This window comes from Halomonas sp. CKK8 (assembly GCF_029625235.1).
Lineage (GTDB): Bacteria > Pseudomonadota > Gammaproteobacteria > Pseudomonadales > Halomonadaceae > Halomonas > Halomonas ventosae.
The window spans coordinates 1,450,906-1,465,037 of record NZ_CP121193.1 but is presented as its reverse complement, the minus strand read 5'-3'; the positions used below and the strand labels follow the sequence as shown (position 1 = coordinate 1,465,037).

The window sequence follows — 14,132 nt, the reverse complement described above, 5'->3', positions numbered from 1 at the left end:
CGCTCAGCCGTCCAGCCGCGCCTGCAGCCAGTCAAGCGCCCCCGGCGTGGTCCGCCACTGGTCGCGCATCAGGGTGCGATACTGCCACGCCTCGGCACGGGAGCCGGGGTCGGCGACGCCCTCGCCGCCGCCGACCGGACGCGGGTTCTCGGCGCACAGCATGGCCATGGCGTGGGGGTTGTGGCGAGCCACCTCGCCCAGTGCCTCGGCGGCCTCGTCGCGGCGCTCCAGGCGGTAGAGCGCCAGCACCCGCCCCATCAGCAGTCCCAGTGGCGGTGTCTCGTCGTCGTCGCCTTCGAGCTCGCGCTCGCTCAGGGCCAGGGCCGCGCGGTCGCGGCCCTCCCGGAGCAGCTGGTCGAGGACCAGCTCGCGCAGGCCCAGGCTGTCCTGGTCGTCCAGGGTAAGCAGCCGTTCGGCGAGCTCACGGGAGCGCGCCCGGGCGCCGCGCTCCATGCCCACCACCAGCGCCAGGCCGGTACGCAGCAGCACGGCGTTGTCGGCGCTGTCCCACAGGAAGGCCCCCTCGCCCTCGGCGCGCACCTGCTCGAGCCAGCGCTCCAGGCGGCTCGCCAGGGGCTCGAACAGGCTCGGCGCCATCCACGGCAGGCTACCGAAGCGACTGGCCAGCGCCAGCGCTAGGGATTGCACCACGGCGGGCGCGTCCAGCCACTCGGGATGGGCGCAGAGCGCCGGCAGCCACTCCCCGGCATGCGGCCAGGGGTCCTCGTCGAAGCCCATCGGGGCGTCGCTCTCGACCCGCGCCCGGAAGACCTTCTGCCAGGCGGCGAACAGGGTGTCCTCGCGGGCGGTGGTGTGGTACTCGAGGCCGCCGTCGTCAGCGCGGTGGATCTCCAGGCGCGGGGCCACGGGCAGCGACTCCAGCAGCGCCTGCAGAGCCACCAGCGGCTCGGCCAGGTCCTCCTCGGCACTGAGCAGCTGGTCGGCGAGGGTCGCCCCGGGGTTCTCGGCCAGGTCGGCCAGGAACTGCAGCTGGTCGGGGTCCAGGTCACCCTGGCGGGCCAGGCGCCGAAACCAGAAGCGCGAGCGCTCGGCGGCCTCCTGCTCATGGCCCTCGTGGAGCAGCAGCATGGCCTCGATGTAGGCCAGGGTCGGCGAGTCGGGCAGGGCCTGCTGGGCGCGCACGAAGGCCGCCCGGGCGCTGTCCAGGTCGTCGTTGTCCAGGTGCATCAGGCAGAGCCGCTCCAGGGCCACGCCGCGCAGGAACAGCGGCCCGCGGTCGAGCACCGCATCGAGCAGCGCCTCGCGCTTGCGGTGGAAACCGCGCTCCTGGTAGAGGTCGATGAGGATCTCGAAGGCGGGCTCGGCCTGCTCGGGGAGGGTCAGCCAGTCGGCGCGCTCGAACAGCGACTCGAGTATCTGCTGGGCCCGCCCGCGCTGGCCGGACTCGGCGGCGATCAGGCCGGCCTCCAGCAGCGCCTGGGCCGGGGCCCGGCCGCTGGCCAGGGCGGCCTTGAGGGTCTCGCCCTTCCAGTCGCGCAGCGAGAGCATCCACATCAGGTGCGGCGGCACGTGGCCGGGCAGGCTGACCGCCCCGCAGCAGTGCTTGGTCTTGCGCCCGGAATCGCACCAGCAGGGCTCGTTGCGCCCGGGCCGGGCCAGCGGCTCGGCGGCGAAGTCAAGTCGCGCCAGCGGGGTCTGCGACCACAGCTCCGGGGCCAGCGCCTGGGCCAGCGCCAGGTTACCGCCGACCAGGGCCGGTCCCTCGTCACGGGCCCAGGCCATCAGCGTGGGGTAGCGCTCGTCCTGGCGAATGGCCGCCAGGGCACCCGAGGCAAAGCCCAGCAGCTGTTCTACCCATACTGCCAGCATCGCGCACTCCAACCTTTGGAAAACGGCATAGTCTACCAGTCCGGCGCCAGGCTGGGCAGGTGGGTCGGGCGCCTGTCCGGGAGGGTCAGGCGTGCCCCCTGGCAAACAGCGGCCGGGTGCGCCCGGCCATGTCGAGTCGCGCGCCGAGGCGCACCAGGTTCCAGTAGTGGCCGTTGAGGGTGCGCGACAGCAGCAGCGTGTCCGCCGGGGGCTGGAGGCGGTCCATGGCCGCCCAGACCTTCGGCGAGAGCTCGCGCAGGCGACGGTGCACCCGCACGTCGCCGAAGTCCTGCTCGCCGGGGCGGAAGAGCGGCTCCACCGCCTCGGCCGCCTCGCGGTAGAGGGCCAGGGGCGCACCCTGCCCCTGGCGGCCGCCCATCTTGAGCAGCGCCTCGTCCATGGCCATGGGGTCCTTCGCCAGGGTGGCCTCCAGCAGCTGCATCATCGCGGCCAGGCGTGCCTCGGGTACCGGGATCACCGCGCCCAGGTCGTAGACGACCAGCTGCCCCTGGTCGTTGACGGCAAAGTTGCCGGCGTGGGGGTCGGCATGCAGTTCGCCATGGGTGAAAAGCTCCTCGGTGATCCAGTCCGCCAGGGTCTGGGCCACGCGTTGACGCAGGGCGTCATTGCCGGCCTCCAGCTCACGTAGCGGCGTACCAGGCTCGTAGCGCATGGCGAGCACCCGCTCACCGGAGAGCTCCACCAGCGGCTCGGGGATCACCAGGCTGTCGAGATAGGCGTAGCGCGCGCGGTAGCGGGCCAGCGCCTCGGCCTCGGCGTGGTAGTCCAGCTCGCCGCGCAGGCTCACCGCCAGCTCCTCGAAGAGCGCATCCAGGCGTGCCTGGGGCACCTTGAACCAGCGCCCCAGGCGCATCAGGCGCCGCACCTGCGCCAGGTCGCTCTCCAGCACCTCGGCGAGGCCGGGATACTGCACCTTGAGCACCAGGGTCTCGCCGTCCCGGGTCGTGGCGCGGTGCACCTGGCCCATGGAGGCGCTGGCAAAGGGGGTCTCCTCGATACTTTCGAACACCGCCGCCAGGTCGCCGTACTGCGCGACCAGGGTACGGCGGATACCCGCCCAGGGCATCGGCTGCGCCTGGCGCTGAAGGCGGGCGAGTTCCTCGGCGAGATCCGGCGGCAGCAGGTCGTCCCACTGTGACATGATCTGGGCCAGCTTCATCGCCGGCCCCTTCAGCTCGGAGAGCCCCTCGAAGAGGGCCTCGCCCAGGGCCCGCCAGTCGGCCTGCCCGCCCATCCGGGTGCGGATCAGCGCCCCGCCGGTGCGGGCCCCGAGGCCCAGCAGGCGGCGGGTACGGCCACGTTCGCGCATGCGCTCTCTCCCGTGATCACTATTGTACAAGCATTGTACACATCCTGGTGCAGCTTACACCTGGCGAGGCGCGGAGAATACTGGAAGAATGTCCATGTCATTCACCGCGACGAGTCATCATGCGACTGATCATCGCCGAGAAACCGAGCCTGGCCCGGGCCATCGCCGAGGCCCTGCCCGGCTCGCCCCGCAAGCAGGAGGGCGCCCTGGCGGTGGGTGAGACCACGGTCACCTGGTGCCTGGGCCACCTGCTGGAACAGGCGCCGCCCGATGCCTATGACCCCGCCCTGAAGCAGTGGCGCCTCGACCAGCTGCCGATCCTGCCGAGTCGATGGAAGCTGATGCCTCGCCCCAAGGCCCGCGGCCAGCTGGCGGTGATCCGTCGGCTGCTGAAGTCCGCCCGCGAGGTGGTGCATGCCGGCGACCCCGACCGCGAGGGGCAGTTGCTGGTGCAGGAGGTGATCGAACACCTGGGCTGGAAGGGGTCGGTATCGCGGCTGCTGGTCAGCGACCTCAACCGCCCGGCGGTACAGCGCGCGCTCGCCCGGCTCGAGGACAACGGCCGTTTCGAGCCGCTCTATCGGGCGGCCCAGTGCCGCGCCCGGGCCGACTGGCTCTACGGCATCAACCTGACCCGCGCCTGGACGCTTACCGGCCGCCAGGCCGGCCATGACGGCGTGCTCTCGGTGGGCCGTGTCCAGACCCCGGTGCTCGGGCTGGTGGTGCGCCGCGACGCCGACATCCGCGACTTCGTCCCCAAGCCCTTCTTCGTGCTGTGGGCCGACCTCGCGGTGGCGCAGGGCCGCCTTCGCGCCTGGTGGGTACCCGGGGAGGCCCACCGTCTCGACGACCAGGGACGCCTGCTGGACCGGGAGCCGGCCGCCGCCCTGGCCGAGCGGCTGCCCGGTGCCGAGGGTCGGCTCACGGCACTCGAGCGCCGCGACAGGCGCCAGGCCGCCCCCCTGCCCTACTCGCTCTCGGCGCTGCAGGTGGACGCGGCACGGCGCCATGGCCTCTCCGCCAAGGCGACCCTGGACATCTGCCAGCGCCTCTACGAGCGCCACCAGCTGATCACCTACCCGCGCTCGGACTGCCGCTACCTCCCCGAGGAGCATTTCGCCGCGGCGCGGGCCACCCTGGAGGGCGCCTGCGGCCAGGACGAGACCCTGCGCCAGTGGCTTGCCGGGGCGGATTTCTCGCGGCGCTCCCGGGCCTGGGACGACCGCAAGGTCGGCGCCCACCACGCCCTGGCCCCCACCGGCAAGCCCGCCGACCTCGCGCGACTCGAGAAGGCCGAGGCCGATGTCTTCCGGCTGGTCACGCGCAATGTCCTGGCGCAGTTCTATCCCGCGCTTTCCACCCGCGAGGTGAAGGCGGAATTCACCATCGTCGGCGAAGGCTTCCGCGCCCGGGGCCAGGAGATCCTCGACCCCGGCTGGAAGCCGCTGTTCACCACCCGTGACGAGGCGCCACCGCTGCCGCCGCTCACCGAGGGCGAGGCGTGCCGGGTCCAGGAGGCCGGCGTCGAGGACCGCGAGACCCGACCGCCGGAGCCCTTCACCGACGCCAGCCTGATCAAGGCGATGATGAACATTGCCCGCTATGTCGAGGACCCGGCCGTGCGGCGCACCCTGCGCGAGCATGACGGCCTGGGCACCGAGGCGACCCGCGCCGGGATCATCGAGACGCTGGTGGAGCGCGGCTACCTGGTCCGCCAGGCCAAGGCGCTGCGTGCCACGCGGCTCGGCAGTGCGCTGATCGCCTCGCTGCCCGAGGCGGTGGGCCGACCCGAGCGTACCGCGCTCTGGGAGCAGCGCCTGGGTGCCATCGCCGAGCAGGGCGAGGCCCCGGCGCCCTTCCTCGCGGCCCTGGTCGAGGACCTGCATGGGCTGCTCGCTGCCGCCGATGCGGCCCGGATGCGCGAGGCGCTGCACAGTGCCCGGGGCGAGCAGGCCCCGGCAGCGCGCTCGCCCCGCGGCACCCGGCGCGGCGGGTCGCGCCGCAAGGCAGCCACGGCTCGGCGCCCTCGTCGCTCATGACCCCGGGAGGTGCCCCATGACCCGAGAGACGCACTGGATCGTCGGCCCCGGCGCCCTGGGGCGGCTGATCGCCCTGCGGCTGGCCGGCCGGGTCCCGGTGAGGCTGGTCGGCCGACGCCGGCTTCCCGGCCGCCAGACCCTGATCACCCCGGAGGGCGAGCCCCTGGTCCAGGCGCTTGCCATGTCACGGATCGATGCCCTGCCCCCGGAGACTCCGGCCGTGGTGCACCTCACTACCAAGGCCCACGGCGCCGAGGCGGCCCATGCCGCCCTGGCCGCCCGGCTGCCCGCCGGCGTGCCGCTGGTGCTGTGGCAGAACGGCTTCGCCTGTCAGCCTCGGCTCTCCGAACGCCATCACGGCCCGGTGCTCTGCGCCACCACCACCGAGGGCGCCCATGTGCAGGGCGACGATCGGGTGACCCATGCCGGCCATGGCCACACCTACCTCGGCGCCCTGGACGGGCGCCATGCGGAGCTGGCCGGGCCGCTGGCGCGGACCCTGGCCGACGCCGGGCTGCCGGCCGAGGCGGTCGCCGACATCCGCGTGCGGCTATGGCGCAAGCTCGCCGTCAATGCCGCCATCAACCCTCTGGTCGCCCGCTTCCTGATCCGCAACGGCCAGCTGCGCGACCGTCCCTTCCGGCCCATGGTCGAGAGGCTGATCGCCGAGGTCGCGGCGATCCTCGAGGCGGAGGGCGTCAACGCGCCCGGCGGAGACGGCCTGGAGGGGTGGCAGCAGCTGGTCTGGCAGGTCGTCGAGGCCACGGCGAGCAACAGGGCCTCCATGCTGCAGGACGTGCGGGCCGGCCGCCTCACCGAGCACGAGGCGATCCTTGCCCCGCTGCTGGACGCCGCCTCACGACACCGGCTGTCGGCCCCCTGCCTGGATGGGCATCTCCAGGCCCTGCGCCGCCGGGCGGCGGGATTGGCGGAACCTCCGGCGGCTTGCTAGGCTTGGATGACAATGATTCCGGGCCGGCAGCCCCCGCGTGCTGCCGACTCAAGGTCGGGGAACATGCATCCGGATTCACGCCTCGCCATCGCACTGGCCAGCGTCCTGGCGCTGGTGGCGCTGCCCGCGCAGGCTGACTCGGCCATGCCCGCCTACGGCGGCATGGCACGGGATCTGGTGCATCTCGACAACGGCATGATCGTCCAGGGCAGCGACGTCGAGACGCCCGACGGCTATACCTCGGGCTTCCGCCTTATCGCCGGCTTCACGCCACACCACCTGCCCCGCCTCGACCTCGGCGCCGAATTCAGCTATCGCGAGAGCGATAACGTGCCGGTGTCCCTCGCCGATGGCCAGCAGCTTCTCGACACCACCAGCCTCGGCGGCAGCCTGGTGGCCGGCATCCGCCTGGGGCCACTCGGGCTCTACGCCAAGTCGGGCCTGGCGGAGTGGCAGGGCGACCCTGTCGGCGGCGGCGACCAGCTGCGCGAGGGCGGCGGCACGGCCAGGGTGCAGGGCTTCGGGGCCCGCCTGCAGCTGCGCCACCTGGTGAGCCGGCTGGAGTTCGAGGAGATCGATGCACCGGCCATGAACCACCTCAACCTGATGACCGCCTCGCTGCACTTTCCCTTCTAGCGGCAAGCGGCAAGTCAGACCGAGACGCCTCCCTGACGAAAAGGAGCAAGCCAAGGGTTTCCTTGACGCTTGCTCCTCGTGGCTTGACGCTGGCCGACGGCCTAACCTGTATTGCGCAACCCGGCGGCGATCCCTGCCATGGTCACCATCAGCGCGCGGGAGAGGTCGGCGCTGATCGCCCCGTCGGCATCGCGATTACGCTGCAACAGCTCCGCCTGCAGGCCGTGCAGCGGATCGATGTAGGGGTTGCGCACCTCGATGGCCTGGCGGATCAGCGGCGTCTTCTCCAGCAGTTCCTGCTGGTCGAGCACCTCCAGCAGCGCCTCGTGAAGGCGGCCGAAGCGGGAGCGCAGCCGATCCCCGAGGGCCTTGAGGGCCGGCTCGTCGACCAGCCGGTGCTCGTAGTAGGCGGCGATGCCCACGTCGGCCTTGGCCAGCAGCATCTCCAGCATGTCCAGATAGGTCCCGAAGAAGGGCCACTGGTCACGCATCTCGCGCAGCACCTCGAGACCGCCCTCCTGCTCCAGCCGCTGGCTGAAGGCCTCGCCGCTGCCGAGCCAGGCCGGCAGCATGAGGCGGATCTGGGTCCAGGCGAAGATCCAGGGGATCGCCCTCAGGGTCTCCACGCCACCGTCCTGGCGGCGCTTGGTGGGGCGCGAGCCCAGCGGCAGCCGTCCGAGTGCGCCCTCCGGGGTCACCGCGCGGAAGTAGGGGACGAAATCGGGATCCTCGCGCACCACCCCCACATAGGCGCCGTGCGCCACCTCGGCCAGGCGGTCCATCTCCTCGCGCCATTCCGGCCTGGGTGCCGGCGGCGGCAGCAGGCTCGCCTCGAGGACCGCACAGGCGTAGATCTCCATGGAACGCAGGGCGATCTCCGGCTGGCCGAACTTGAAGCGGATCATCTCGCCCTGCTCGGTCACCCGCAGGCTGCCGTTCACCGAGCCCGGCGGCTGGGAGAGGATGGCCGCGTGGGCGGGCCCGCCGCCCCGGCCCACGGTGCCACCTCGGCCATGGAAGAGCGTGAGATCAACCCCGTGGCGATCGCAGACCTCCACCAGCGTCTCCTGGGCCCGGTACTGGGCCCAGGCGGCGGCCAGCTGGCCGGCGTCCTTGGCGGAATCCGAATAGCCGATCATCACCTCCTGGCTGTCGCCGGCCAGGGCACGATACCCCGGCAGCGCCAGCAGGTGGTCGATGACCTCGCCGGCGTGGTCGAGGTCGTCGAGGGTCTCGAACAGCGGCGCGATAGGCAGGCTGACCGTGCCGCCCACCTCCTTCATCAGCAGCGCCACCGCGAGCACGTCGGAAGGCTCGCCGGCCATGGAGATGATATAGGTCCCCAGCGCCTCACGGTGCTCGGAGGCGATCACCCGGAAGGTATCGATGACCTCGCGGGACTCGGCGGAGCACTCCCAGCGCCGCGGGATCAGCGGCCGCCGCGAGGCGAGCTCGGCGAGCAGGAATTCCTGGCGCTGCCCCTCGTTCCAGTCCCGGTAGTGGCCGAGCCCCAGGCCATGGGTGAGCTCCTCCATCACCTGGGCGTGGCGACTGGCCTCCTGGCGCAGGTCAAGCTTGGTCAGGGTCACCCCGAACACCGCCACGCGGCGCAGGGTGTCGAGCAGCACGCCGTTGGCGATGGTGTCGAGGCCCACGTCACACAGCGAGCGATAGCAGGCCAGCAGGGGGGCATAGAGCTGGTCGCGGGTCTCGATGATGGGGCCGCCCTCGTAGCTGCGCCCGTCGAGCTCGGCCTTGGCCCAGTCGCGGGTCGCCTCGACCCTCGCCAGCAGGCGCTTGATCAGTTCGCGGTAGGGTTCGGCGACATCCCCCACCTCGGCCTTGAGCGCGCTGTTGGCCTTCCACATGGAGAGCTCGGCCTTGAGCTGCTCCAGGTCGCGCAGGTAGAGGTCCGCCGCCATCCAGCGGCCCAGCAGCAGTACCTCCCGGGTCACCTTCGCGGTGACGTTGGGGTTGCCGTCGCGATCGCCGCCCATCCAGGAGGCGAAGCGGATCGGCGCGGAATCCAGCGGCAGTCGCTCGCCGGCGGTCTCCAGCAGCAGGTTGTCCAGATCGCGATGGAAATCGGGCACCGCCTGCCACAGGGAGTTCTCGATCACCGCGAAGCCCCACTTGGCCTCGTCCACCGGGGTCGGTCGCTCGTGGCGGATCTCGTCGGTGTGCCAGGCCTGGCTGATCAGCTCCTCCAGGCGGCCCTGGGCACGCGCCCCGCGCTCCGGGTAGTCCCCGGAGGACTCGATGGCCGTGAGGCAGTCGTCGATGGCGTCATACTTCTGTATCAGGGTGCGGCGGATGACCTCGGTGGGGTGCGCGGTGAGCACCAGCTCGACGCGCATGCCGGAGAGGGTCTCCACCAGCTTGCGCGGCGAATGGCCCTCGCCCCGGGCCCGCTCGAGCAGCTCGGAGAGCACCGGCTGGGAGCCGGGCTTGTAGTCCTCGACCCGGCGGAAGCGCGCCCGATAGTGCTGCTCGGCGATGTTGGCCAGGTTGAGGAACTGGTTGAAGGCCCGGGTCACCGGCAGCAGGTCGCGGTCGGGCAGCTTGCGCAGGTACTCGATCAGCGCGCGCTGGCTACCCTCCTCGCCCTGGCGGCCGCGCTTGGCGAAGCTGCGGATGGTCTCGATGCGGTCGACGAAGCCCGGGCCCAGGTCATCGGCGATGGTACGGCCCAGGCTGTCACCCAGGATTCGAACATTGTCGCGCAGCGATTCGTGCAGGTCGTGGCTCATGGCCGGGACTCTCCTTGCGGCGGTTCCTGAACGGGGGGGTCGAGCTGCTTGGCGGCCTGCCAGTGCCGCTCCATGGCCGCCAGGCCGGCCTCCTCCAGCGGTACCCGGGCGCTGGCCAGGGCCGCTTCGACGTGGCGGAAGCGCCGCTCGAACTTGGCATTGGTGGCGCGCAGGCACTGCTCGGGATCGGCCTTGAGCGTGCGCGCCAGGTTGGTCACCGCGAACAGCAGGTCGCCCACCTCCTCGGCGGCATGCGCACGGTCCCCCTCGGCCAGGGCCTGCTCCACCTCGTCGAGCTCCTCGCGGATCTTGGCCAGCACGCCGCGGGCATCGGGCCAGTCGAAGCCCACCCGGGCGGCGCGCTTGGAGAGCTTGGCGGCCCGGGAGAGGGCCGGCAGGGTACGGGGAACGTCGTCCAGCACCGACGCCGCGGCGATGTCGCGCGTGTCACCTGCCCGCTCGGCGCGCTCCTCGGCCTTCAGCGATTCCCAGCGGGAGTGGACCTGGGCCGTCTCGACCTCCTCGGCGGAAACGCCCGGCGCGCGGCGCGAGGCCAGGGTGCCGTCGGGGAAGACATGGGGATGGCGGCGCAGCATCTTGGCGGTGAGGACATGCACCACCTCATCAAAGTCGAAGCGCCCCTCCTCGGCCCCGAACTGGCTGTAGTAGACCACCTGGAAGAGCAGGTCGCCGAGCTCGCCGGGCAGCTCCTCCCAGGCGCGTCGCTCGATGGCGTCGGCGACCTCGTAGGCCTCCTCCAGGGTATGGGGCACGATGGAGTCCCAGTCCTGCTTCACGTCCCACGGGCAGCCCTGCTCGGGGTCGCGCAGCACGGCCATCAGCGCGAGCAGGTCGTCCAGGTCATGGCGGGGCTTGCTCATGTCATCCTCCTTCTGCGCTTGCCCGACTTGCCCTGGCCGCCCCCGCTGCGCAGCCGTCGTACCTCGATGACATTGGGCAGCTGCTGGATGCGCGAGAAGAGGCGCCCCAGGGTCTCCAGGCCGTCAACCTCGACGGTGATGGACATGCGCGCGATGCCGTCCTCGGTATCGGTGAGGGTGTTCACCGAGAGGACGTTGACGCGGTCGTTGCTGAGCACGCCGGTGACGTCGCGCAGCAGGCCCGAGCGGTCCCAGGCCTGGATCTCGATGTCCACCGGGTACTGGGTACGGGCACGCTCGCCCCACTCCACCTCGATGATGCGCTGGGGCTCGTCCAGGCGCAGCTGCAGGATGTTGGGGCAGTCCTGGCGGTGCACGGTAACGCCGCGCCCCTGGGTGATGAAGCCGACGATGGCGTCGCCGGGCACCGGGTGGCAGCAGTTGGCCATGCTGGTCTTGAGGTTGCCCACCCCGAGCACGGTGATGTCGCTGCCGCTGCCCTTGCCCGGGGCCTTGCGGGGCTTGGCCAGCAGGCGGTCAAGCTGTTCCTGGTCATCGCTCTCGCCGAACAGCTGCTGGGCCTGGTGGAGCACCTGGCCGATGCGCAGGTCCCCGGCACCCAGGGCGGCATACATGTCATCCGGGGTGGGGTAGTTGACCTTGTTGGCCAGGCGGGTCAGGTCCATGTTCTCGACGTCGAGGCGCTTCATCTCGCGCTCGAACAGCGCCCGGCCCTCCTCGAGGTTGCGGTCGCGGGCCTGCAGCTTGAACCAGGCCTGGATCTTGGCCCGCGCCCGGGAGGTGCGCACATAGCCCAGGTTGGGGTTGAGCCAGTCGCGGCTCGGCCCGCCCTTGCTGGCGGTAAGGATCTCCACCTGCTGGCCGGTCTTGAGCCGGTAGGTGAGCGGCACGATGCGGCCGTTGACCTTGGCCCCCCGGCAGCGATGGCCCACCTCGGTGTGCACCCGGTAGGCGAAGTCGATCGGCGTGGCGACCCGGGGCAGGTCGATGACGTGGCCGTCCGGCGTGAAGACGTAGATGCGGTCCGGGGCCACGTCGCTGGTCAGCCCCTCGCGCAGGTCGCCGAAGTCGCCCACCTCCTCGTGCCACTCCAGCACCTGGCGCAGCCAGGCGATCTTCTCCTCGTAGCTGGCGCTGCGTGCGCTGGTGTCGTGTCCCTTGTAGCGCCAGTGGGCGCAGACCCCGAGCTCGGCCTCCTCGTGCATGGCGAAGGTGCGGATCTGGATCTCGAGGACCTTGTTCTCGGGCCCGAGCACCGCGGTGTGCAGCGACTGGTAGCCGTTCTTCTTGGGGTTGGCGATGTAGTCGTCGAACTCGTTGGGGACGTGGTGCCAGCGCGAGTGGACGATGCCCAGCACCGTGTAGCAGTCGGTCACCTCGGGGACCAGGATGCGAACCGCCCGGATGTCGTGGACCTGGGAGAAGTCGATGCGCTTGCGCTTCATCTTCCGCCAGATCGAGTAGATGTGCTTGGCGCGCCCGTCGACCTGGTAGCGGCTGATCCCCTGGGCCGTCATCAGCGACTTGAGGGTCTCCACCACCTCGCTGATGTAGCGGTCACGGTCCAGGCGCTTCTCCGCGAGCTGGCGGGCGATCGCCTTGTACTCCGCCTCGTGCAGGTAGCGGAAGGAGAGGTCCTCCAGCTCCCACTTGAGCTGGCCGATGCCCAGGCGATGGGCCAGGGGCGCGTAGATGTCGAACACCTCCCGGGCCACCTGCAGGCGCTTCTCGCGCGGGGCATCGCGCACCTGGCGCAGGGCGCAGGTGCGCTCGGCGATCTTGATCAGGGCGACGCGGACGTCGTCGATCAGGTTGACCAGCATCTTGCGCAGGTTGTCCTGCTGGTCATGCTGGCTCAGGCCCTGGCTGGGTGCCTGGAAGGTGCTGATGGCGGCCATCTGCAGCACGCCGTCGATGAGGCCGGCGACCTCGTGGCCGAAGCGCTTGTCGACCTCCTCGAGGCCGATCAGCTTCTCGCGGACGGCCCGATAGAGCACCGCGGCTTCCAGCGCCGGCTGGTCGAGCTTGAGCTCGCCCAGGATATCGGCCATCTCCAGCCCCATGCGAAAGCTCGAGCCATCCTTCAGCCAGGCCTTGTGGGGGCGGTCGGAGGCCAGCTCCAGCTGCTGGGCCAGCTCGCAGGTACGGCGCATCTCGTCGACGTCACGCAGCTTGACGTCATCCTGCAGGCGCGTGAGCCACTGGTCGATAGCGACCCTGCCGTCCCGGGTCAGCGGCTGCTCTTCACGCACTTTAACCATCGCTTGTCGCTCCTTGGGCCTGCCGCCCCGAGCCGGGATACTCGAACAGCAGCATGCATTCCAGGTGTGAGGTATGCACGAACATGTCGGCCACGGCCGCATGCCGGATGCGATAGCCACCATGCACAAGGTGTGCCGCATCCCGGGCCAGAGTGGCCGGGTCACAGGAGATGTAGAGCAGGCGCGGCACCGGATGTTCCATCAGTGCCCGACTCGCCGCCTCGGCCCCTTCCCGGGGCGGGTCCAGCACCACCACCTCGGGGCCGACCTCCTGGAGCAGCTCGCGCACGGCCGTCGTTTCGGAGAGGTCCGCCTGGCGCGCCTCGAGGACCAGGCTGCGTCCCGGTGAATTGGCGCGGGCATTGTCACCGAGCCGCGCGACCATCGCCGGGTTGCCCTCCACCGCCGTCACCCGGGCACCGGCGGCGGCCAGCGGCAGGCTGAAGTTGCCCACGCCGGCGAACAGGTCCAGCACCCGCTCGCCGGCGGCCAAGGGGGAGAGCCAGGAGAGGGCCGAGCTCACCATCCGGCCATTGACCTCGGCATTGGCCTGCAGGAAGTCCCCGGGAGCGATGCCCAGGGTGAGCGCCCCGTCAGGCCCCGGCACCGGGCAGCTGAGCGCCGGCACGGGGGTCAGCCAGTCGAGCTCGGCCGCCTCGCGACCCAGCCAGCGGGCCAGGTGAATGCCGTGGGTCCTGGCGAAGGCCTGCCAGCGGCGGGCGTCCCCGGAATGGTCACGCAGCTGGCGCACGACCACCACGGCGCCCTGGTCGCTCTCGAGCAGCTCCAGGTGCCCTACCTGGCGCGGCGCCTCGAGCTCCGCCAGCAACTGGTGCAGCGGCACCAGCAGGGCATCCAGGGCCGGCACCAGCACGGTGCAGGCGTCAATGTCGACCAGGCGGTGGCTATGGCGGGCGCGAAAGCCCAGATGGACGCCGCCGTCGGCATCCACCTTGACGCCCAGGCGGGCGCGGCGGCGGTAGCCCTCCCCCGCGCCGGCAAGCAGCTCGGGCGACGCGGCCAGGGCGATGCCCTGGCGCCCCAGCAACTCCTCCAATACCGCCTGCTTGTGGCGGCGCTGCGCCGGCAGGGCGAGGTGCTGCAGGTCGCAGCCGCCGCAGCGCCCGAAGTGGGGACAGGGGGGGGCGACGCGCTCCGCCGAGGCCACCAGCAGTTCCCGCACATGAGCCTCGTCGAAGCGCTTGCGGGTGCGATGGACGGCGACCCTCACCCGCTCGCCCGGGAGGGCGCCCTCGACGAACACCGTCTTGCCTCGCGCGGTGCGCGCCACCCCGCGCCCGTCATGGGCCAATCCACGGATCTCCAGGGCGTCCTGCGCCCCGGTGGCCTCGCGCGGCTCTGCCTGGCGACCCTCAAGCCCCGAGCCCCCCGACGAGGCACGCCCGGGGCGACGCTTGCCCAGCATGGCCAT

At 71.3% G+C, this 14,132-nt stretch carries 9 protein-coding genes; 3 read left to right on the top strand and 6 right to left on the bottom strand.

Going from position 1 to position 14,132, the window contains the following annotated elements:
* Positions 1-3: 3 nt before the first annotated feature.
* Together P8934_RS06900 and P8934_RS06895 are read right to left on the bottom strand one after the other, a co-directional pair.
* Positions 4-1,830 carry an SEC-C domain-containing protein gene (locus tag P8934_RS06900; RefSeq protein ID WP_278033509.1) on the bottom strand — a complete coding sequence of 609 codons (1,827 nt, stop codon included), beginning with the start codon at positions 1,828-1,830 and terminating at the stop codon, positions 4-6.
* Positions 1,831-1,915: 85 nt separating this feature from the next.
* Complete coding sequence (locus tag P8934_RS06895; protein WP_278033508.1) at positions 1,916-3,160, bottom strand: AarF/ABC1/UbiB kinase family protein; 1,245 nt, start codon at positions 3,158-3,160, stop codon at positions 1,916-1,918.
* A gap of 119 nt (positions 3,161-3,279) precedes the next feature.
* Between P8934_RS06895 and P8934_RS06890 the strand changes: the two genes are divergently transcribed.
* The 3 genes from P8934_RS06890 to P8934_RS06880 all read left to right on the top strand — a co-directional run bounded on the left by P8934_RS06890 (position 3,280) and on the right by P8934_RS06880 (position 6,787).
* On the top strand, positions 3,280-5,199 hold the full coding sequence (locus tag P8934_RS06890) for a DNA topoisomerase III (protein ID WP_278033507.1): 1,920 nt from the start codon (positions 3,280-3,282) through the stop codon (positions 5,197-5,199).
* A 16-nt stretch (positions 5,200-5,215) separates the two neighbouring features.
* Positions 5,216-6,151, top strand: a complete 936-nt coding sequence (locus tag P8934_RS06885) for a 2-dehydropantoate 2-reductase (RefSeq protein WP_278033506.1) — start codon at positions 5,216-5,218, stop codon at positions 6,149-6,151.
* A 63-nt stretch (positions 6,152-6,214) separates the two neighbouring features.
* Positions 6,215-6,787 (top strand): hypothetical protein, encoded by a 573-nt coding sequence (locus tag P8934_RS06880; RefSeq protein ID WP_278033505.1) that lies wholly within the window; start codon positions 6,215-6,217, stop codon positions 6,785-6,787.
* A gap of 101 nt (positions 6,788-6,888) precedes the next feature.
* Here the strand turns inward: P8934_RS06880 and ppc are convergent, their stop codons facing one another.
* Genes ppc through P8934_RS06860 form a run of 4 tightly spaced genes read right to left on the bottom strand, consistent with a single transcriptional unit; the run spans position 6,889 to position 14,132 of the window.
* A complete protein-coding gene (gene ppc / locus P8934_RS06875; protein WP_278033504.1) occupies positions 6,889-9,537 on the bottom strand; it encodes a phosphoenolpyruvate carboxylase in 2,649 nt (882 codons plus the stop codon).
* A complete protein-coding gene (mazG, locus tag P8934_RS06870; RefSeq protein WP_278033503.1) occupies positions 9,534-10,418 on the bottom strand; it encodes a nucleoside triphosphate pyrophosphohydrolase in 885 nt (294 codons plus the stop codon). Before mazG ends, ppc begins: the two co-directional genes overlap by 4 nt.
* Positions 10,415-12,700 (bottom strand): GTP diphosphokinase, encoded by a 2,286-nt coding sequence (relA, locus tag P8934_RS06865; RefSeq protein WP_278033502.1) that lies wholly within the window; start codon positions 12,698-12,700, stop codon positions 10,415-10,417. Before relA ends, mazG begins: the two co-directional genes overlap by 4 nt.
* A complete protein-coding gene (locus P8934_RS06860) occupies positions 12,693-14,132 on the bottom strand; it encodes a TRAM domain-containing protein (RefSeq protein WP_278033501.1) in 1,440 nt (479 codons plus the stop codon). The genes relA and P8934_RS06860 overlap by 8 nt, the downstream gene beginning before the upstream one ends.